This is a genomic window from Dialister sp. UBA1703, assembly GCA_002320515.1.
In the GTDB taxonomy this organism is placed as follows: domain Bacteria; phylum Bacillota; class Negativicutes; order Veillonellales; family Dialisteraceae; genus Dialister.
In genome coordinates this window covers 29,417-50,588 of record DCJJ01000086.1, presented here as the reverse complement: position 1 = coordinate 50,588, position 21,172 = coordinate 29,417, and the positions used below count along the sequence as shown (strand labels likewise).

Here is a 21,172-nt window from a genome sequence, read left to right as displayed (position 1 = left end):
CTCCAGTTCCCTTGCCACCGCAAGGGGACACGAGAAAAATAGAGGCGCTTTCCTGGCCGGCTGACCGTGTTCATCTAACCACCGGAATGGTGTCCCTGCATAAGACACAGGTATAAGTCGAACTCAGCCGGATGCTAACTGCTGACTGCTATTGCCTCTACGCCAGACGGGAGGTAAGCGTGTAACGCTGACTTTATAATTCATTGAGGGGGCAGTCCACAACCTTCAGCCGCGGAGCGGCTGTCAAACCTGAGAACCTTAAGAACCTTCGGGGCCGAAGGTTCCCGCCCCCTTCAATCCCCTCTGGACCTTGGGCCGTGAAACGGCCCGGATATAGTATAATGAAGCAAGTATATGATGGTTTCCCTATAGTGAGGTTTTTTATGATATTCCGCTTGGTTATGCTCCTGCTCGGCTGGCTTGCGTTCCTTCTGCCCGTTTCGGCAGAGGCGCCGGTTCATCTGACAGTGCAGTTCCCCTACAGCCTGAACGGGTCAAAGGAAATCCCTGCCAGCGTTGGCAGTACGCAGCTCCTTTTTATTTCACTGGATCATTTCAACCACCCGGAAGAAAGGGCTTCCGTTACTGTTTCCCTGCCTGAAGGCCTTTCGGCCAGGAGCGGAAAGAGATGGCAAGTGGAGGATGGAAACATCCATATGGAGCTCACCCTTCCTGCAGATTATGGCAATGTATTTGAGGTTATTCCGGTGGCCCTGTCTCCTTCCCTGTCGGAAGGAGAAGGAGCTCTCTCTGTCAGGGTGACAGGGGAGGACTGGGGTCTTTCCCAAAAAGTGGATTTTACCATCAAAGATATACCGGCAGAGGAAAAGGAGGCCAGTGGCAGGCAGGAATCCTGGTATATCCAGTCGGTGGTGCTGCCGGTGAATGAGCAGGGGGAGACGGATGCCCGCCTTTCGCCTAATACCATGGTGCTTCCTGATGTGACTTTGGAAAATATCAGGCACCGTCTCACCGGCGCTCCCATTGACTGGGCAGCGGTGCTGGATAAACCGGATACGTACCTGCTTTTGGATATGAGAAACCCCGGGAGGGACGTGCGAACTGTCCATTTCAAGGCGGAGCTTGTGGACCGGGGGAGCGGCGAGGTGAAGGAAGGGCTCATGTCGTCTTCTCCGGAAGAGGGGGATGTGGATCTGGATCATTCTTCTTCCACGGAAGCAGATTTTTCCCTGAATGGAGGAAAAATGCAGACGGCGGTGATTCCCCTTTATGCCAATCCTTTTGCTATGACAGAGGGAGACTATAATCTTCGCATTACCCTGTCGGATGGGGAAAATGAAAAATTGACGGAGATTCCTCTGACGGTGGTGAAGAACCGCAGCGCCGGACTGCTGTCCACTGCCATTTCTTCCTGCTGTCTGCTGCTGATTCTTCTTTCACTGGGGCGGATCAGAAGAACCATGATCCGTATCGGCGCCAGAGGCGACATTGCAGCCGCTCTCTTTGCAGCCCTGGCTTTCGGCGGCGTGGTGGTGCCTGTGACCCTTCTGGGAGATTTCCTTCATGTGATTCTGGGGCCCTTTTCCGGACTGGTGACGGGACTTTTAAGCGGTGTGGTGCAGTACATGCTCCTTATGTCGCTGCTCATTCTTTTCCGCCGTCCGGGAGTGACTGCCCTTTTCTACCTGATTCGCTGGCTGCTGTCGGCTATTCTCTTCGGCCGGGTAACGCCGGCAGGCATCCTTCTCACCGCTTCTTCCATTGCAGTGATTGAAGGGGCCCTTCTCCTGACGGGGTTCTACCGGAAGGAAAAGCTCACTCTGGCCTATGGCCTTTTCATATCCCTTGTGATGGGTATCTGTGATGCAGGGCTTACTTTCATCAATATGCAGCAACTCATGCTTTTTTATCGTCTTTATTATGCAGACTGGTTTATCGGTCTGTACATGGTGATTAACGGCCTTCTCTACAGCAGTCTGGGAAGTTTCCTGGGCTGGAAAACGGGGAGCCGCCTGAGGCAGGTGATGGGCTCATGATTCTTGATATACAGGATTTCTCCTGCCGATACAGGACAAGAAACAGGGATACCATCAGCCATCTTTCCTTTCAGGCAGAGGAAGGAGAAATGGTGCTCATTGCCGGCCGTTCAGGCTGCGGTAAATCCACCCTCATTAAAGCGGTGACCGGGCTTTTGGAGGATGTGGACCTGAAAGGCTCCATGACCCTCTGCGGCAGGGATATTTTTTCCATGACTGCCGAGGACATAGGAATCATGGCCGGTACGGTGTACCAGACTCCTGACGACCAGCTCTTTGCTATGACGCTTTCGGACGAAGTGGGATTTGCCCTGGAAAACCGGGGTGACAGTGAAAGCTCTATCCGAAGGGAAGTCTCCCTGGCCCTGGACAGGGTAGGGCTTTCGGGCATGGAGGAAAGAAGCATTCATGCCCTTTCCGGCGGTCAGCGGCAGCGGTTGGCACTGGCGTCTATCCTTGTCACCCATCCTCGTCTTCTTATTCTGGATGAACCGGTAAGCCAGATGAACCCCAAGGGCGTCCGGGATTTCCTTACCCTTCTCCACAGCCTGAACCGGGAAGAACGTATGACCATCCTCATGGTGGAGCATAGGGTAAATGAACTGGCTTCCCATTTTCCAAGGCTCTGCATTATGGATCAGGGCCGCTTCATTTATGACGGCCCTACGGAGCAGGCGTGGAATGAAATGGGGGATACGGAAAGGTACGGCATACGGGAACCCCAGCTTGTAAAGCTGGCCCGAAGGCTCCATCTGCCCTACGCTTCTTCGGATATGGAAACTACGGTGGCTGAAATTAAAAGGGCAGGGATTTCCTTTGCGCCCCATGTGCCTTCAGGGAGCCGTCCTTCCGGCGGGCTGGTGGTTCTGGAAGGAAGAAATATTCACTACACCTATCCCGAAGCCCCGTCGGAAACGCTGAAGGGGCTCTCCTTTACGGCAGGGCAGGGGAGCATTACAGCCCTTATGGGATTCAACGGTGCAGGAAAATCCACCCTTCTTAATCTGCTGGCAGGACTTCTGAAGCCGGAAAAAGGCGAGGTGCTGATTGATGGAAAGCCGGCGGAGGAAGAAAGGTACCATGCAGGCTTCATGCGGCAGGAAGCGGATCTCATGCTGCTTACCGATTCGGTGGAAGAAGAACTGACCTGGAATAACAGGGATCTTTCGGAAGAGGAGCTGGGAATGCTTCTTCATAAACTTCATCTGGCCCATTACCGTCATGATTTTCCCCTGGCCCTGTCCAAGGGGCAGCGGCTCCGGGTGGTTTTCGGGGCCCTTCTGGCCAGGAAGGACAACAGGCTTCTGATTCTGGATGAGCCTACCACCGGACAGGACCAGAAAAGCCTCCGGGACATCCGTCATATGCTCACCATGGCCGCTTCAGAGGGAAGAACTGTTTTCATCTGTACCCATGATATGGAACTGGCGGCGGATCTGGCAGAGGAAGTGTATCTGCTGAAAGAAGGACAGTTCATAGCCCACGGCAGTCCCCATGATTTGTTCAGCTGCCGCCGGCTCATGAAAGAAAGCGGCCTTGCCCTGCCGCCTATGCTGGATGTTTCGGAAAAACTTTCCATTGAACCCTGTGTCACCATAGAGGAGGTGCTGGCCCATGTCGTTTCGGCAGACCTTTGAAGGAGGGGACAGGAAATCGTTGATTTCCGCCCTGGACGGAAGGACTAAGCTGTGCATCCTTCTTCTATACGCATTCATGATGGTTATCGTGGATAATGCCCGCAGTCTGTTTATCCTTTTCACGATAACCCTGCTTCTCCACTTTCTGGGAAAAACGCCGGTGCATAAATGGAAAATGCTTTCCATATTCCTGCTGCTGGGACTGTGGGGATCCATTTCCAGCCAGGCCCTCTTTTTTGCCCAGAATCCGAGAACTCCGCTTTTTATGCTGATTTCTCCGGATTTCCCTTTCCTGGGCTCCCTTACCGGCGGTCTGTATATTTACCGGGAAGGCATTATTTACGGAGCGGTACAGGGCATGCGTACTGCCTCCATGATAGCCCTAGGGCTCCTTGTGTGCTGGACCAGCGATCCCCGGGATCTTTTAAAGGGGCTCACATCCTGGCACCTGTCGCCTCAGGCATCCTTCATGCTGGTGACGGCCATCCGCTTCTTCCCCATTCTGGCGGCGGAGGCGGGAGAAGTGATGACGGCCCTGCAGCTCCGAAGCGGATCCAGAAGGGGAAGGCATGGCGTAATCCGCCATATCCCCTACATGATCAAGCCTCTTCTGGCCCGCTGCCTTCGCCGGGCCCAGACCCTCTCCCTCTCCGTCACCAGCCGCGGCCTTTTCCTGGCCAGGGAAAGGGAGGGAAGACCCTGGGAGAAAAGGGAAAAGGGGGTATGTCTGCTGGCTGCCCTCTTTGTAGCGGGCTGCGGTATTTCCAAGATACTCTATGCCCTTTCCCTGAAAGGCTTTTATTTCGGTATGCTCCGAATGGTTTATGACTGGACGAAATTATACTTATGAAATCATGGAAAACGATGCTTCTCTTCTTCCTTCTGGCTTCCACCTGGGCCGTTCTTTTCCTGGTAACCGGCAGCAAAACGCCCTGGCAGATGTTTTCTCCGAAGGACAGGGATGCCGGCCTGGTGGTGCCGCTGGGAGAGATGGCAGGAAGAAATTATGACCGCATGGGATTTGATGGGGGCGTAGTCCTGTATACTCCTTCCGACGGCGGCTGGATGATCGGCACCGCCAATGGGGAGCTGCGCCATCTTTCAAGAGAGGGCAGTGAAAAATGGAGTCACTCTCTGGGAAATGGCCTCATCCGTGCCCTGACCCTGTCGGAAGACGGAAAAAGGGTGTATGCCGGTGAAAAAAGTCCCGACGGCTTTCTCTATGCCATGGATGTCAAATCCGGCGACGTGCTCTGGAAATTCCGGGGCTTTGATGTCATCGGAGGAGAACCGGACATCCGGGCAGACCCTCAGGCCATCCATATTTCCACAGACCATGAGGGAAATGTGTATGCTCTGTTTTACCGGTTTACGGTAATGGAAAACGGGCAGAGAGGATATGTAAGCCGGGTGGTGTCCTTTACCAGGGATGGCAGGGAAAGATGGTGCTATCCGAAAGAAAAGCCTATGGACGCCTGGGTGAACTGGGGGGATGTGACCCCTGAGGGCAGCCGCTTTGCCTTCGGTACGGCCAATTATGATAAATCAAAAATAGAAAATCTGGAGTATAATAAGAATATATATGTACTTCAGGGAGAAACAGGGGAGCTGCTCCATGAAGTATCTATCCCAAAGGCAGAGCCTTTCCGGACCGTGCCCATGCGAAACGGCCCGTCCTATTCCCGTGACGGCCGGTATCTTGCCGCCATGACCAGTGACGGCAGAGGATTCCTCTTTGACAGGGATGGCAGTCTTCTCTGGAAAAGGACTCTGTCGGAGGCTAAGGAAATAGGGGGCACCTGGTTCTTTGCTGCCGGGCGGGACGCCATTCCCCTTGCTGACGGTGTGCTCTTTGATACCATCAATACCTTTAATAAGGACAACTGGCAGATGGCGGCACCGGTAATCCACCCCTCCAGCAACAGCCTTTTCTATTTTTCCCTGGACGGTGAATTCCGCTGGAAATATACAGCCCCCGGAGAAATCGAGGCGGTGAGCTGCGCCGGCGGCCTTGCGGCCCTGGCTGTAGGGCGGAATGTAAGAAACCACGATTATGAAGCCCACGGGGCGGAATTGGTTTCCCTTAAAGACGGCAGCCGTCTCGTCCGGTATCATACAAAAGGCCCTCTGCAGAACATAGCCATATCCGATGACGGCACCCTTATGGCAGGCATCGAAGTGCCGGCGGTTACGCCGGAAGGAAGCCTCCTGGGCGCCTACAGGCTTCATATATGGAAGACATAGGTGGCCGCCGCCTGCGGCGGCCATAAAGGAGATACTTATGATTACTCGATTTATGAAATACTACAGACCCTACATGAAAATCCTGGTATGGGTCATTATCGGCACCTTTGCCATGGCGGGGCTGGATCTGATTTTCCCTATGGTGGTAAGGAACCTGATAAACCAGGTGCTGCCGGAGAAGGATATGCACCGGCTCCTATGGGGGTCCGGCATCCTTCTTCTCCTCTATATCATTAATTTCATCATCCAGTTCATGGTGCAGTACTATGGCCATGTGATGAGCGCTTCCATTGAGCATGATATGCGGCGGGATCTTTTCGGTCATATTGAAAAGCTGTCCTTCCATTATTTCGACAATGAAAAGACGGGACAGCTCCTTTCCCGCATTACCAGCGATATTACGGAAATCAGTGAGCTTTCCTTCCGCGGGCCCAACGATGTGCTTCTCTGCGGTGTCATCATGGCAGGCACCCTGGTAGTTATGCTTCTGATGAACTGGAAGCTGGCCCTCCTCATCGGCGCCCTTCTGGTGGCAAAGGCCGTTCACACGGTGAAAATCAACAGGAAGATGAAAGGCGCTTTCCGCAGGAACAGGAAAATGGCGGGAGAAGTGGCGGCCAGGGCGGAGGAAAGCCTTTCCGGCATCCGTCTGGTAAAGGCCTTTGCCCAGGAAGCCTTCGAACTTTCCCGGTTTGAGGAAAAGAGTGTGGAACTGAGAAATACAAAATTTGAGTCCTACCGCCTTGTGGGCTATTTCTCCGGAAGTATCAATTTCTTTACCAACTTTATTAATGTGGTAGTTATCCTGGCAGGGGGCTGGATGATTACAAGGAATGAACTGCTCCTTTCCGATTTCGTAGCCTTCCTTCTCTATGTGAATATCTTCATGCGTCCTGTATTCCGCCTCACCATTCTGGCAGAGGTGTACCAGAGGGGCATGGCCGGCTTCCACCGGTTTGAGGAAATCATGCACACAGAGCCTTCCATTCAGGATCCGCCCCATCCCCTGGCTCTTGCCCATGTAGAAGGGGACATTGATTTCCACGACCTGTCCTTTGGCTATGAGCCCGGCAGGCTGATTCTCCATCATCTGGACTTTGATATTCCCGCCGGCAAGACCGTGGCCTTTGTAGGAGAAACGGGCGCCGGCAAGAGCACCCTGGTCAGTCTTCTCCTCCGGTTCTATGAACCGACGGAGGGCTCCATCACCCTGGACGGCCATAACCTGAATGAATTTGCCCAAAAGGATCTCCGGCGGAAAATCGGCATTGTACAGCAGGATGTATTCCTCTTCGGCGACACCATTGCAGAAAACATTGCCTACGGCAGGGAAGGGGCTTCCATGGATGACATCCGCCGCGCGGCGAAACTGGCGGCGGCTGATGAATTTATCGAATCCCTGCCCAATGGCTATGACACAAAGGTAGGGGAAAGGGGCGTAAAGCTTTCCGGCGGGCAGAAGCAGAGGATTGCCATTGCCCGGGTGTTCCTTAAGAATCCGCCGGTGGTTATTTTCGATGAAGCCACCTCCGCTCTGGATACACAGACGGAAAAAACGGTGCAGGCTACCCTGGATGACCTGGCTAAAGACAGAACCACCATCATCATCGCCCACCGCCTTTCCACCGTGAGAAATGCGGACTGCATCTACGTTCTTGACCACGGCCGCCTCATAGAATCCGGCAGCCATGATGACCTCATTGCCAAAAAGGGCAAATACTATGAGCTCTATGAGGCCCAGAAGAAAAAGAAGAATGAGGAATAGGGGGGCCGGTAGCGGCGCCATGCCGCAGCAGTGACAAGCCGGACAGGAAACTACGCAAAAAGTTTCCTGCCGCGGTGAACGGCAGCGGTGACAAGCCGGATAGGAAACTATTCGCAAAAAGTTTCCTGTTGGTGTGAAACACAGTGGTGCCGAGCCGGACGGGAAACCCTTAGCGAATAGTTTCCTGTCGCGGTGAATAGCAGCAGTGGTAAGCCGGACGGGAAACTGTATGCATAAAGTTTCCTGCCGCGGTGAATGGCAGCAGTGGCAAGTCGGACGGGAACCTGTATGCGAATAGTTTCCTGTTGTAGTGATTAGCAATCGCGTCAAGCCGGACAGGAAACCTTCTGAAATTAAAAAGAATGCCAGGAAATGTGTAACCATTTCTTGGCATTCTTTTTTCTTACGCTTCTACTGCTTTTCTCAGGGCCAGGAGGTTTTCTTCCGGCGCTTTGGGATTTACTACGCAACCGGGGCCCAGGATGAGGCCTTTCCCGTCTACCTGGGCAATGGCATCTTTTACATGGGCTGTAATTTCATCGGGCGTGCCGTCCAGAATGATGTCGTCGTATTTAAGGACGCCGTCTACGAAGTAGGGGGCGGACTTGATACCTGCCAGCAGGCATTTGTCCGTAAGGGCTCTGGCTTCCTTCAAGCTGGGCCAGGTGTGGCGGTCATGCCAGTTAATGCAGTTTACCGGATAAGAGGCCACTTCGTTGAAATAGATGTCTTCTCCGTGGATATGGACTGCGTTAAACCAGGTCTTCTTTGCATAGGATTTGATGACCTGCAGATCATAGAATTGGCCGAATTCTTCAAATTCATGAAGGTTCATGACGGAGCGGGTGGCGTTCTGTGTGGCAAAGAAGAAGCCATCCACGCCGGCGTCAATGTTATAGCCGATGAAATCAAGGGTGGTGGCGGTAATGGCGGCCAGGGCATGGTGAACGGAGGCAGGGTAGTTGATCATATCCATAAGGAGGCGGTCGCCGGCCATTTTCTTCAGCGTAGAGAAGGGGCTGAAAATGGTCTGGATCACCGGTGTGCCGGGCTTTCTCCTCTTCATCAGCTCTCTGGCAAATTCGATCTGCTTGCCGTAGGTGCCCTGGATGGCGGGGATGGCCTTCAGCGTATCATAGTCCGCAGGGCTCTTAATGGCAAAGTTTTTGACGATTGGTTCCCTGTAGGGATCGCAGTAAATGGTAATCTGGTTGCCGAAGTCCTGGGTGCTGTAGAGGCCGAAGGGCATCATTTTAATATAGTCAAAATCATATTTCTCTGTAAACTGTACTTCTGCCTCTGCCAGAGAAATGGGATCCTGGTCAAATTCAGACAGGTGCATCCACGCGCCCACCGGCACATGGTCCACCTCTTTGCCCGCCAGGGCCGCTCTGATTCGTTCTTCTCTATTCATAGCAATCTCCTTTCAGAAACAGGCTTATTTATTTTTTTAATTATACCATAGGAAGGGGAGGGAAGATAATGGATGAAAAATGGAAAGTAATGGGGAGTGGGGCAGCTTCTTACTGACTTATTGCCCCGCCTGCAGGGGAAGGTGGTGCTGCAGGCACCAAAGGGGCCGAAAGGAGGGAAGGAGCCGCTTTCCGTTCCATCTTGTCAGTCCCTTTCTGAAAAAGGTATAATACAGATACAATCAAAGGCGGTCAGGTTATGAATATATATAAAGACAGATTATGGCTGGCCCTGCTTACGGGGATTGTTTCTCTGTGCATGGGCTTTTCTGAATTTTACACATGGCGTATCGGCTGGCATCCCGGCTCTTCTCCCTGGAACAGGGAGGCACTGCTCCATGGTTCTGACATGGTGGGGGTGCTGGCTCTTTCCGTCCTTACTTTTGTCGTGATTTCTCTCTTCATGAAGTATGCCGGCAGCCTGTCTTCCTTTTCGGAGAAAATAGGGATAGAGGGCAGTCCCCTGGAGGCTCCCTTTGCCTTCATCATGGCCTTTCTGCTTCTGGCATGGATGCCTTTTTTTCTTGTGTTTTATCCGGGCACAGGCATGAATGACACCACCGATATTATGCGGGCAGGCATATGGGCCACGGGACAGCATACTTTCATTTACTGCATGTTTATTTACGGACTCACCCAGGCGTCGGATATGCTTTTTCACACCACCTCCTATGGCCTGGCGGCGGCGTCGGTGGTGCAGATGTTTCTCTTTTCTGCAGGTATTGCCTACTGTCTTTCCTGGATTTACCGGCGGACCGGCAGGCTTTGGCTTACCTCTCTTCTGACTCTGTACTATGCTTTCCTTCCCCTTATTGCCAATATGTCCTTTTCCAATGTGAAGGATGTGCTTTTTTCCGTCACCATCCTTCTCTGGGTGCCCCTGGTCACCTCCTTTGTGTCCGGATACAGGGAAAATGCCTGGGAGTCGAATAAAAGACTTTTCATTCTGGCAGGCCTGGGTATGATGCTTCTTAGAAATAACGGGATTTACGTGTTTGTGGTCATGCTTCTTTTTCTGGTATGGCTTATGAAGGGAATCCGTGTGAATCTTCTTCTCACCGGACTTGTGATGATTGCCATTGCAGTGACTCCCGATGTGGCTATCAAGCAGATTTTAAATCTACCCCAGCTTTTTCAGGAACGGGTGGGCATTCCTCTGCAGCAGTTTTCCCGGGCCGTGGCGGTGGGGGCGCCGCTGACGGAGGAGGAGAGAGCCTATTCCATAAAGATGATGATTCCCGGACGCATTGCCAAATGGTATGACCCCTTCACCGTGGACCTCATTAAGTGGAACAGCGATTTTGATTTCTACTATTTCAACAGCCATCCCGATGATTTCTGGAAAAACTGGAAATCCCTGGGGAAGCGGAACAAAGAGGTTTATGTGGAGGCCTGGCTTTTTGCCACCTACGGCTACTGGGCTTTTCCTGCGCCTGATGAAATGACACAGTCCCGCTTCGGCTGGGCTTTCTCTGAAGGCGACCTGAAGAACGGTTTAAGCCCTGACTATAACAATGCCTATAAAACGGCGGATATCCACACCTTTTTCAAAAAAGGTACCCAGGAGAAGCTGGGCACCTTCATGTGGAACCACAGCCGCTACCTGGGAGCCGGCACCTGCCTGTGGTTTACCTTGTGCATGGGCCTCCTCCTTTTCTACAGGCGGCAGTACAGCCGGTTTCTGGTGCTCCTGCCAGCCTGCCTTCTCTGGGGTACTCTGATGATTGCCACGCCTGCGGCATTTGTATATCGCTATGTCTATTTCTTTCCCCTTTGCATGCCCTTTTTCCTGCTGCTTCCTTTCCTTCCGGAAGGTAAATATGGCAGGACGAAATGGGCGGACACGGTGGTGGTAAAGAGGAAACCGATACAGAATTCCATGCTTTCAGAAGGGCCGAAGAATGACGGCTATACACACTGGAAGGACTAAGGAATCACGGATTCATTCATAGAATCTGCTTTTTTAAGGATATGCACTGCTTCGTCATGGGACTCCTTAACTGCTGTTTCCTTTCCCGTTCCTTTCATTACATCAAATTTTACGAATAAAAGCAGATAGTGATTGAATCATCGCTTCTCTGGGGAGAAATCAATGAAACTTTTCCGCTGGGACAGGGCCTGCCGGGCATCCATGGTATTTGCCTTCTTTCTTTCGCCGGCAGCCTGGTATACCTATAAAATCGACAGTATGGGAGAAAAGGTGGCAGAGACCGGACAGATCATACTGACCGGCCATGATGGATGGGTGCTGCTTCTTCTTTTTCTCCTCTTTTCGTCGGTGCTTCCGCCTTTTGTAAGGCTGTGGCTTACCCTGCCCTGCCAAAGTGAAAAGGGAGGGGAGAGCCCGTTCTTTCTGCCGGCCTTTCTTCTCATGGCCCTGTGGCAGGTGCCCTTTCTTCTGTCCCTTTATCCCGCTCCCGGTATGAATGATACCCTTTTCATGATGGAAAATCCTCTTTATGGCGGGGTGCAGTTTCCCTGGCTGTATTCTCTCCTCTATGGATATGGATCCATGGCAGGGAAGTATCTCTTCGGCAGCCGGGAGCCGGTGATATTTCTCTTCTCCCTGGTGCAGCTTCTTTTGTATGCCTGGGGCCTTACGAAGATTGTGTTTTGGGTAAAACGGCGGCACAGCAGGTATGCAGCCATACCACTTTACTTCTATTTCCTGCTGCTTCCCATCATTGGAAATTACGGTATGGCCGCTGTAAGGGACGGCCTCTTTTCTCTCTGCCTTGCAGGATTTATGGTTCTCATGGCAGAAGAGAGCTGGGGAAAGAGGGAATACATATTTCTTTCCCTTCTGTCTCTGGGGCTTATGCTGCTTCGAAGCAACGGCGTTTACATTGTATTTTTCCTTATGGCAGTGTCCTCTTTTTACAGGAAATCATGGAAAAAGCCGGCGGCTATTTTCATAGTCTGTGCTTTTGCAGCCATCCTTCCTGGGCGCATGATTCTGTCCTGTCATCACTGGGAGCCCATTTTCCAGGAAAGCATGGCCATTCCCCTGCAGCAGATAGGGAGGGTGCTTGTTATGGGAGGAGAGAGAAGTGATGAGACCGCTCTCCTTATGAACCACCTTCTTCCGGAAGAAAAATGGAAGAAGGATTATTCGCCTGCCACCGTGGATTTTGTGAAATGGGACGATGATTTCAGGCGGAATGATCTGAACCGGGAAAAGGCGGCCTTTCTTAAGGCCTGGATAGATACGGGTCTTAAGAATCCGAGGATATATGTAGAAGGATGGATGACGGAAACCTACGCCCTCTGGAATCTGGATCCCCTGGAGCATGGGGTGCAGTCCCGCTTCGGCTGGGCCCTGTCTGACGAGAACACGAAGAACATGAAGCCTTCGGACAATGATATGCTGGCTTTAGGAGACTTCCCCATGCCCTTTGGTCTGAAAGCATTTCTTGGAAATTATACCTATTCCGGAAGCCGGTTTCTGGGAAGCGGGCTCTGCCTGTGGATTACCCTTTTCTTCTGTCTCCTCTTCTACCTTAGCGGCAGAAGAAGGCTCATTTTGGCAGCCCTTCCTCTTCTGGCCAATACGGCCACCCTTCTTCTTTCTACGCCGGCGTCGGCAGTGTTCCGCTATTCCTTCGCCTATGTTTTGGGGCTGCCCCTGCTTCTGATTCTTTTCTTCCTCAGGGAAGAAATCTGATTTCCTACTCTGCCGTATTTTATAAGGAGCTTTCTTATGGAGAAAATAGAGAATCCTGCCCAGTATGAAGCCATTCATTCCGAGGGACCCACCCTGGTCATTGCAGGCCCCGGTACCGGGAAGACCTATACCATTATCGAGAGAGTCCTTTACCTCATCCGTGACCGGAAGGTGAAGCCGGAGCAGATCATGATTGTCACCTACACGGTGAAAGCGTCCAAGGAGCTCATGACCCGCCTCACCAATGAGCTGTCCCGCCAGGGCATTGAAATCAATCTTCATGAAATGTACATCGGCACCTTTCACCACATCTGCCGCCGCCTCCTGAAGGAGTTTCGGGAATATACAAGGCTGGAGAGGAATTTCATCGAGACAGATCAGTTTGAACAGCAGTACATGGTGTATGAGAATCTGAAGGAATTTGAAAAGATTCCCAACTTCCGTCTGGTGGTTCCCCTTTCTTACATCAATAAGGCGGGGGAGGAAATCCTTTTCTCTCCCTGGCGGCGGTGCCGCACCATCTGCCAGTATGTGAACCGCCTTTCCGAAGAGCTTGTGAATCCGGCGGACATGACTGTAAGCAGCGATGAAAAGACCAGGGTTTTAGGCTGGATGATGATACGGTATGAAAAGCTGGCGAAGAAGAAGAACTTCCTCGATTTCACCAAGCTGCAGACCGAAGCTTATTATATTCTTTCGGAAAAGGAAAATGTCCGGCGCCGGGTGCTGGAAAAAATCCTCTACATTCTGGTGGATGAATACCAGGATACCAACTATATCCAGGAGCAGCTGGTGCAGCTTCTGGGCGGCAGGGACAGGAATGTTTTCGTGGTAGGGGATGACGACCAGAGCATTTATCGCTTCCGCGGCGCCACGGTGGCCAATATCCTTCAGTTCAAGCGCCATTTCGGCAGTGACTGCCGGGTGATTACGCTCCGTACAAACTATCGCTCCAACCAGGGCATCGTGTCTTTCTGCATGCGCTGGATGGCCCAGCCGGACTGGTTTTCCTGGGAAAGGATGGGACAGCTCTATCGCTACCGGAAAGGCATGGTAGAAGCAGCCGGTGGCAGGGAAAAGGTGCCATCGGTGGTGAGGATTACAGCGTCAGCCAATGAGCGCCGCTTTGAAGAAAGGGTGTGCGATTTCATCGAAGGGCTCATGAAGAAGGGCTGCATCACCGACTACAACCAGGTGGCTCTCCTTTTTGATTCTGTAAAAGGGGACACCTCCATTCGTCTCCAGTATGCCTTAGATCAGAGGCATATTGCGGTGTATGCGCCCCGTTCCGGTCATTTCTTCGACAGGAAGGAAGTAGCCTGGTTCTTCGGCTGCCTGCTTTTCCTTTTCTCCGCTATCCGTAGAAAACTGGGCCAAAGCCGGGAAATGGACGAAACCGAAGGGATTCGCGGGAAATATGCCCTTTTCCTTTCCATGGCGGAAGTGATGATGGAAAAGCATGGGGACTTGAAGCAGTGGGTCCGTCAGATAAAAAGGAAAATAGAAAGGGAAAAGAAGCTGCCTCAAAATCTGCTGCCCCTGACCTATGAAATCCTATCCTTTGCCCCCTTTTCGCAGTGGATAGACAAAGCGGCGGAAAAGGAATGCAATGAAGCCAGAAATCTGGCCGCCATTACCCGCCTCATCAGCCGCTTCGACTGCTTTATTGAGGAAAACCACGGCTACGGCAAGGAAACGCTGGATGATGTGTATACCTTCTTTGCCACCTACCTCAGGCTGTGGTATGAAAACGGGGTGGGGGAATATGAAGATGAAGAGGCCTATGCGCCTTCCGGACAGGTTTCCTTCCTGAATATCCACCAGTCTAAGGGACTGGAATATCCGGTGGTCATTGTGGCGTCTCTCCACGAAAAGCCCCGGGGCGAAGACAGCCTCATTTCCCGGGTAGTGGAAAAGATGACAGGCAGGTCCTCCTATGAGCCCTATCGGGATATACGGGATTTTGATTTCCGCAGGAAATATTACACCGCCTTTTCCCGGGCGGAAACGGTGCTGGCCCTGGCCTGCCATGTGCAGAAGGGAAAGTCTCCGGCAGAGGTATTTCAAAAGCCCCTGGAAAGTCTTCCGGAGTATGACAGTGGGGAAATCGATTTCACGAAGCTCCATTTCCGGCCCATTGAAAGGGGCCGCTTCAAGCCCCGTATATCCTTCACCTCCCAGGCGGCTCTTTACGAAGAATGTCCCATGAAGTATAAACTGAACCGGGTGTACCGCTTTGCGCCGGTGCGGGGCCTTGCCCTTCTCTACGGTACCCTGGTTCATGAAACCATTGAGGACATTCACCGTACCGTGCTGGGCGGTCATGAGGAAAGACTGACGCCGGCCAATGTATATGCCTGGCTCATGGCGGACTACCAGGCCCTTTCCAAGGCGGAAAATACCTGGCTTTCCCGAAAGGAGCTGGAACGGGCCTTCCAGGAGGTACTGGGATATGTGTCCTATCGGCAGGAAGACTGGTCCATGATTCGGGAAGCGGAGTATCCCCTGGAACTGGTAAAGGACGATTATATCATGAACGGCACCATCGACCTTCTCCAAAGCGGGGGAGGAAAGGTGGACATTATCGATTTCAAAACAGGCCGCAGGCCTGACAGGAACAGTCCCCTTTTCCAAAGATATGAAAGCCAGCTCCGCATTTATGCCTACCTGGTGGAAAAGAAGCTGCAAGCACCGGTGGGCCGGCTTCTCCTTTACTTTACCGGTGAAACGGAGCAGCCTCTGGAAGAGGTGAGCGGCAGCAGGGAACAGGTGGAGGAGCGGATGAAGGAATTTGACCGCACCGCCCGCCGCATCCTGGCAGAGGACTTCAACCACCGGAAGAAAAAGGTGAACGGGAAGCTGCCGGAAAGCTGCCGCCTCTGTGAATGGAGGGCCTACTGCGAAAGAAGAAAGGATGAAATCTGACAAATAAAAAATCCCGCCGGAAAGCGGGATTTTTTCATTTGGCAGATTATTCCATAGTGGATTCCATGGCACTGTTGCATTCTCTTTCAGCGTTCTTTGCAAAGACCGTCTTCTTCAGGAAGAGGATAAGGCAGATAGCGCCGAACAGGATGCCTGCAGGATAGGTAATGGAGGGATCCATCTGGAGTCCTTCCTTGGCCTGCAGAATGTAGGTGAAGGTAACCACGGACATGAAGGTGGCAGGAATGCAGGCCATGAGCCATGCATAGCGGTTAGCGCACTGATGATAGAGATATACGGCGCCGGTCCAGAGGACGATCATAGCCAGTGTCTGGTTGGTCCAGGAGAAATAACGCCATACGATATTGAAATCAATCTGGGAGAGAAGCCCGCCTACAGCCAGCAGGGGAAGGGCGAAAACGAGACGTTTGCCGGTTTTCTGTTGGTCGATGTGGAACCAGTCGGAAAGGGTGAGGCGGGCAGCGCGGAAAGCAGTGTCGCCGGAGGTGATGGGGCATGCAATGACGCCCAGCATGGCAAGTACCGCACCTATGCCGGTGCCCATGTAGCCTACGCAGATTTCATACACTGCGCCGCCGGGGCCGCCTGCTTTCAGTACAGCCTGCAGTCCGCCGGTGCCGTCAAAGAAGGTGACGCCGGCTGCAGCCCAGATGAGGCAGATAATGCCTTCAGCCACCATGGCGCCGTAGAATACAGGACGGCCGAGCCGTTCATCCTTCAGGCAGCGGGCCATAATAGGAGACTGGGTGGAATGGAAACCGGAAATAGCGCCGCAGGCAACGGTGATGAACATCAGAGGCCAGATAGGCAGCTGGTGCTCGCCGGGGTACAGGTTGGCAAGAACCATTTCAGGCATGACATGGCCGCCTACGCCCATGAGCATGCCGCCGGCAATGCCGAGGGCCATGATAATGAGGCAGATGCCGAAGAGGGGATAGAAACGGGCAATGATTTTATCCACCGGAAGAAGGGTGGCCAAGAAATAGTAGAAGAGAACGATAAGGAGCCAGGGGAGTACCTGCCAGCCGGTAAGTTTGGCAAGGAGCATGGCCGGGCCGGTCATGAATACGGTTCCTACCAGAACCAGAAGAATGACGGAGAAGAAACGCATAATGGTGAGCATGGTATGACCCATATGGCAGCCTACGATTTCGGAAATACTGTGGCCGTCTTCCCTGATGGACATCATGCCGGAGAGATAGTCATGGACGCCGCCGGCAAAAATGGTGCCCAGCACGATCCAGAGATATACGGAGGGGCCCCAGAGAGCGCCGCCCAGAGCACCGAAGATGGGGCCCAGGCCTGCAATGTTCAGGAGCTGGATGAGGAAAACCTTCCAGGTAGGAAGGGGCATATAGTCTACGCCGTCATTATGAATGAGCGCCGGCGTTTTTCTGTCGGTAGGTCCGAAGAGCTTATCCACAATAGCGCCGTAAATAAAATAACCGGCTATGAGGGCAGCCAGAGCAAGTAGAAAAGTAGTCAAAGGTATGCCTCCTTAAATTCAGAGAAAATGAATGGTTATGCGAAACATTTCATGGTTAGATTGTTGTATCCCGTAAAATCTTAACAAATGCAGTAAACTCAGCTTTCCTGTGGAATCCATCTCCTCTCTTCAAATGCCATGATTATTTGTAATAAGTCCTCTCCATAATGAGTAGAACTCATATACAATGACATTTGCTTCTGCTTTGTTGCTTTGTACGCATAACAGAATACAACGGAAGCAGGATTTCGTCAATAGAGGAAATAGGATACACTCTTATGCAAACTGCGGGAAATAAGTATATCTTAAACTTTCCTATGACATGAAAAGATATAAATCCAAATAGCTATGATATAAAGGCATGAGTCCATAGAATAAATGCAGGCAAAAAAGCCTGTAGTTATGGAGGTTTGGGGCATAAGCAGGGGAGTATGGCAAGAGAAGGTACACTTATTTTGATATAAATAGAGAAACGATAGGGATATAGAATAAATGTATAGCGAAAACGAATGGCTGACCTGGAAATAGGCCGGTGCCATTAAGGAAGAAATAGCTGATTCAATCAGCACTTTTGGGCATATAAAAAGACGGCGTCGAAATGACCGTCTTTTTGCAGTTTCATTTTTGAAGTGATTGGATGGTTATGATATGGATTTTCTAAAATCCTGTTATATATCTTTGTCCTATTCTATTTTCTTCAGCCTTTCAAAGCGTTTTGCTTTTATTTACATTTCTTCCTATTTAGATTAAAATAAAAATATAATATGGCATGGTTATTTTTGAGAAGAGATGATACCTGGTGAGACTGATATGGGCCCGGCTTCTGGCAGCTTTTTTCTATTGGTGGGATGTTTCTTTCCTTCTGTATTGAGCAGGGCGGAAATTCCTCAGGAAAAGGTGGTGCGCCTTGGCTATTCCATACCGGACCGGTTCCTTAATCATCCTGAGGAAGTGGAAAAATCCGGATACACCTATGACTATCTGCAGATGATTGCCAATTACAATCGCTGGCGCTATGAATATGTCTATGGTTCCTGGTCTGAGCTGCTGAAGAAGCTGGAAACAGGAGATATTGACATGATGGCCAATGTTTCCTATACGCCGGAAAGAGGAGAAGTATACAGGTTCAGCGATTTCCCTCTCCGTATTGAAACTTATTATATTTTTGTGCCGGCGGACAAATCATCCCTCTATCCTTCCCTGGAATCTCTAGCAGGGAAAAGGATAGGCGCAGGGGCTAATACCACCATTACCCAAAGGCTCCGTAACTTTGATAAGGAACACCATCTGGGACTTGAGGTGGTGGAGTATCCAAGCTTTGATTCCCGGGTTGCCGCCATGCATAGGGGAGAGGTAGACGGCATTGCAGAATTTACCTCCCGGGAGGAAATCGGCGATAACCTGAGTCCCGTGGCTTTTGTGGGAAGTGACAATTCCTTTATTGCGGTGACGCCGGGAAGGGAAGATGTGCTTCAGAATGTGAACCGTGCACTGGCTAAAATCCATGTATATACGCCTTCTTTCCAGGCGGACCTTCGGCAGAAATATTTCCAGCACGACATGGATGCAGCCATGCTGACGCCGGAATACCGAATCTGGTTCAAGGCCCATGGCCCCATCCGCATCGGATACATGGCCCGCATGGTTCCCTTTATCTGGACAGGGCCGGACGGGAAGGCTAAAGGCACATTCCGCGATCTTCTGGATTATGGATTTCGCGCCTTTCAACTCTCCAATGAAATCATCTATGTTCCATATACCAGCCACGATACTCTCCATGAAGACCTGAAGGCCGGGAGGATTGACGCGGCCATGCCTGTGTATGATACACCGTCGGAGGCTGAAAAGGACGGACTTCTGCAGACGCCGGATGTGGTTTCCGTCAAAATGTATAAAGTGGGCAGGAAGGAAGAGCTGATTACGGAAGACACCGTATTTGCGGTGGCGAACAGTTTTCCTGCAGAAGAAAAATATGTGAAGGATTTCTATCCCCATAACAGAATCATCCATTATGCTACGCCGGAAGAAGTATTTGATGCACTGCGCCGCGATGAGGCTGATGCAGGTATTGTGAATCCCTACCTGATTTCCATTTATCTCACCAATGATAAAAGTCTGAGGGAACAGGAACTCCCGCACCGGGAGGATCTGACCATAGCTGTAAACCGGGAGCAGTATCCTCTTTACATGGTACTGAGCCGTATGCATACTCTGTGGGGAACCAGTCATATCAATGAATCCCTCCTGAAGCATGCGGATGAGGAGTACAAACCTGATTTCATGGGGTATGTGAAAATGAATTACGGCAAGGTCATCGGGGTCATCTTTGTGAGTACCCTGGTACTGACTCTCCTCGTTTACATGATTATCTTCCGTGGAAAGCAGAAGAGGGAGGCTGACGTTCTGGCAAGGGTGGATCTCCTTACCGGTCTTCCCAACCGGCGGGCCTATGAAGAAAAGGTGCATGAAATCGAGAAAAATCCGCCGCCCTTCCTGGTGGCAGTGGTACTGGACATCAACGGCCTCAAGAATGCCAACGATACCAGGGGCCATGAAGCGGGGGACGAACTGATCCGGGCTGTGGGCCAGTGCCTCCGCAGAACCTGTGGGAAAGATGCATACAAAGGCTATACCTGCCTGGGCTACCGGGTGGGAGGAGATGAATTTGTAGGACTTATGCACATGGAAAGTGGTGCCTACCGTTTGCTGGAAAAAGATTTCAGGGAAGAAACAAAGAAGTGGAAGGGGAAAAAGAACAGCTTCCTCGCTGTGTCCCTGGGCCATGCGAGCCGGGAAGAATTTCCCAATGCCTCTGTATCCGAACTGATTCGTCTGGCTGATAACCGCATGTATGATGATAAGGCCCGCTATTATCATGAAATGGGAATTGAATGCAGAAGAAGATAAATTCCCTGATTTTTCAATTAAAAGACCGATACCTCATGACAGGTATCGGTCTTTTGTTCATTATGCATTGCCGGGGATTTATTCCTTCTCCAGCAGGTCTTTCAGGTACTGGCGGAACTGGGGCCCCAGATCGGGACGGCGGAGGGCAAACTCTACGGTGGCTTTCAGGTAGCCCAGCTTGTTTCCCGTGTCATACCGCTTGCCGGTGAAATTATAGGCATATACACTGCCGTTGTGGGCCATGACGCGGAGGGCGTCGGTGAGCTGGATTTCCCCGCCTTTGCCGGGCTTTGTCTGTTCCAGCACGTCGAATACTTCCGGTGTGATGACATAGCGTCCCAGAGCGGCAAAACGGCTGGGCGCTTCTTCCACAGAAGGCTTTTCAATCATGTCCTTAACCTTGAGAAGGTTCGGGTCATCGGTTTTCACACCGTCCACGATGCCGTAGGAAGATACCTGTTCCGGCTTTACGACCTGGCAGCCGATAACGGTGCCGCCGGTTTTTTCGTACTGGTCCATGAGCTGGCGGAGAGCCGGTTCTCCATTGGCATTGTATACCACATCGTCCCCAAGAATGACGCCGAAGGGTTCACCGTCAATGAAATCCTTGGCGCAGAGGATGGCATCCCCCAGGCCTCTCATGTACTGCTGGCGGGTGTAGTGGATTTTGACGGAAGCCACCTTCCGTACTTCACGAAGAAGATCCATCTTTCCCGATTCATAAAGGTGCTGCTCCAGCTCCGGAGAAGAATCGAAATGATCCTCAATGGCTCTTTTGGCATGGCCGGAAATGATAAGGATCTGGTCAATGCCGCTGGCTTTGATTTCTTCTACAATGTACTGAATGGTAGGCTTATCGACGATAGGAAGCATTTCCTTGGGCATGGCCTTCGTTTCCGGAAGGAAACGGGTGCCGAAGCCTGCTGCCGGAATGACAGCTTTTCTGATTTTCTGCATATGTATCTCCTTTGTCTGTTATGTATGTTTTGAAAAGGTTCTTAGGGAAGCGCTGATTCATTCGCAGAATCGAATTTCATATGAATTTTTATCCAAT

At 51.6% G+C, this 21,172-nt stretch carries 12 protein-coding genes; 9 read left to right on the top strand and 3 right to left on the bottom strand.

Annotated elements, in window-relative coordinates; genetic code table 11:
* Positions 1–383: 383 nt before the first annotated feature.
* From B2Y11_RS04195 to B2Y11_RS04175, 5 genes are read left to right on the top strand one after another with little or no spacing between them, the layout of a single operon-like run.
* The gene (locus tag B2Y11_RS04195; RefSeq protein ID WP_291056595.1) at positions 384–1,997 is read left to right on the top strand and encodes a hypothetical protein; all 1,614 of its coding nucleotides are present in this window, start codon (positions 384–386) and stop codon (positions 1,995–1,997) included.
* Positions 1,994–3,634 (top strand): ABC transporter ATP-binding protein, encoded by a 1,641-nt coding sequence (locus tag B2Y11_RS04190; RefSeq protein ID WP_291056592.1) that lies wholly within the window; start codon positions 1,994–1,996, stop codon positions 3,632–3,634. The genes B2Y11_RS04195 and B2Y11_RS04190 overlap by 4 nt, the downstream gene beginning before the upstream one ends.
* Entirely contained in the window at positions 3,612–4,484 is an 873-nt protein-coding gene (locus B2Y11_RS04185) for an energy-coupling factor transporter transmembrane component T family protein (protein ID WP_291056590.1), read from the top strand. The genes B2Y11_RS04190 and B2Y11_RS04185 overlap by 23 nt, the downstream gene beginning before the upstream one ends.
* Entirely contained in the window at positions 4,481–5,878 is a 1,398-nt protein-coding gene (locus B2Y11_RS04180; RefSeq protein WP_291056588.1) for a PQQ-binding-like beta-propeller repeat protein, read from the top strand. Before B2Y11_RS04185 ends, B2Y11_RS04180 begins: the two co-directional genes overlap by 4 nt.
* A gap of 37 nt (positions 5,879–5,915) precedes the next feature.
* Positions 5,916–7,643 carry an ABC transporter ATP-binding protein gene (locus tag B2Y11_RS04175; protein ID WP_291056586.1) on the top strand — a complete coding sequence of 576 codons (1,728 nt, stop codon included), beginning with the start codon at positions 5,916–5,918 and terminating at the stop codon, positions 7,641–7,643.
* Positions 7,644–8,046: 403 nt separating this feature from the next.
* On the opposite strand, the gene B2Y11_RS04170 is transcribed toward B2Y11_RS04175, so the two are convergent.
* Positions 8,047–9,057, bottom strand: a complete 1,011-nt coding sequence (locus tag B2Y11_RS04170) for a uroporphyrinogen decarboxylase family protein (RefSeq protein ID WP_291056583.1) — start codon at positions 9,055–9,057, stop codon at positions 8,047–8,049.
* 257 nt (positions 9,058–9,314) lie between these two features.
* On the opposite strand from B2Y11_RS04170, the gene B2Y11_RS04165 reads away from it, so the two are divergent.
* From B2Y11_RS04165 to B2Y11_RS04155, 3 genes are all read left to right on the top strand, one after another.
* A complete protein-coding gene (locus tag B2Y11_RS04165) occupies positions 9,315–11,045 on the top strand; it encodes a DUF6020 family protein (RefSeq protein ID WP_291056581.1) in 1,731 nt (576 codons plus the stop codon).
* 162 nt (positions 11,046–11,207) lie between these two features.
* Positions 11,208–12,779 (top strand): DUF6020 family protein, encoded by a 1,572-nt coding sequence (locus B2Y11_RS04160; RefSeq protein ID WP_291056579.1) that lies wholly within the window; start codon positions 11,208–11,210, stop codon positions 12,777–12,779.
* A 36-nt stretch (positions 12,780–12,815) separates the two neighbouring features.
* On the top strand, positions 12,816–15,704 hold the full coding sequence (locus B2Y11_RS04155) for a UvrD-helicase domain-containing protein (protein ID WP_291056576.1): 2,889 nt from the start codon (positions 12,816–12,818) through the stop codon (positions 15,702–15,704).
* Between the two features lie 46 nt (positions 15,705–15,750).
* Here the strand turns inward: B2Y11_RS04155 and B2Y11_RS04150 are convergent, their stop codons facing one another.
* Positions 15,751–17,211, bottom strand: coding sequence for a carbon starvation CstA family protein (locus B2Y11_RS04150; protein WP_291056573.1), 1,461 nt, complete (start codon positions 17,209–17,211; stop codon positions 15,751–15,753).
* Between the two features lie 810 nt (positions 17,212–18,021).
* Here B2Y11_RS04150 and B2Y11_RS04145 point away from each other — a divergent pair.
* Positions 18,022–20,118: a transporter substrate-binding domain-containing diguanylate cyclase gene (locus B2Y11_RS04145; RefSeq protein WP_291056571.1), complete on the top strand. Its 2,097-nt coding sequence runs from the start codon at positions 18,022–18,024 to the stop codon at positions 20,116–20,118.
* Positions 20,119–20,196: 78 nt separating this feature from the next.
* Here B2Y11_RS04145 and galU read toward each other — a convergent pair whose 3' ends face one another.
* Positions 20,197–21,075, bottom strand: coding sequence for a UTP--glucose-1-phosphate uridylyltransferase GalU (gene galU / locus B2Y11_RS04140; RefSeq protein WP_291056569.1), 879 nt, complete (start codon positions 21,073–21,075; stop codon positions 20,197–20,199).
* Positions 21,076–21,172 lie beyond the last annotated feature (97 nt).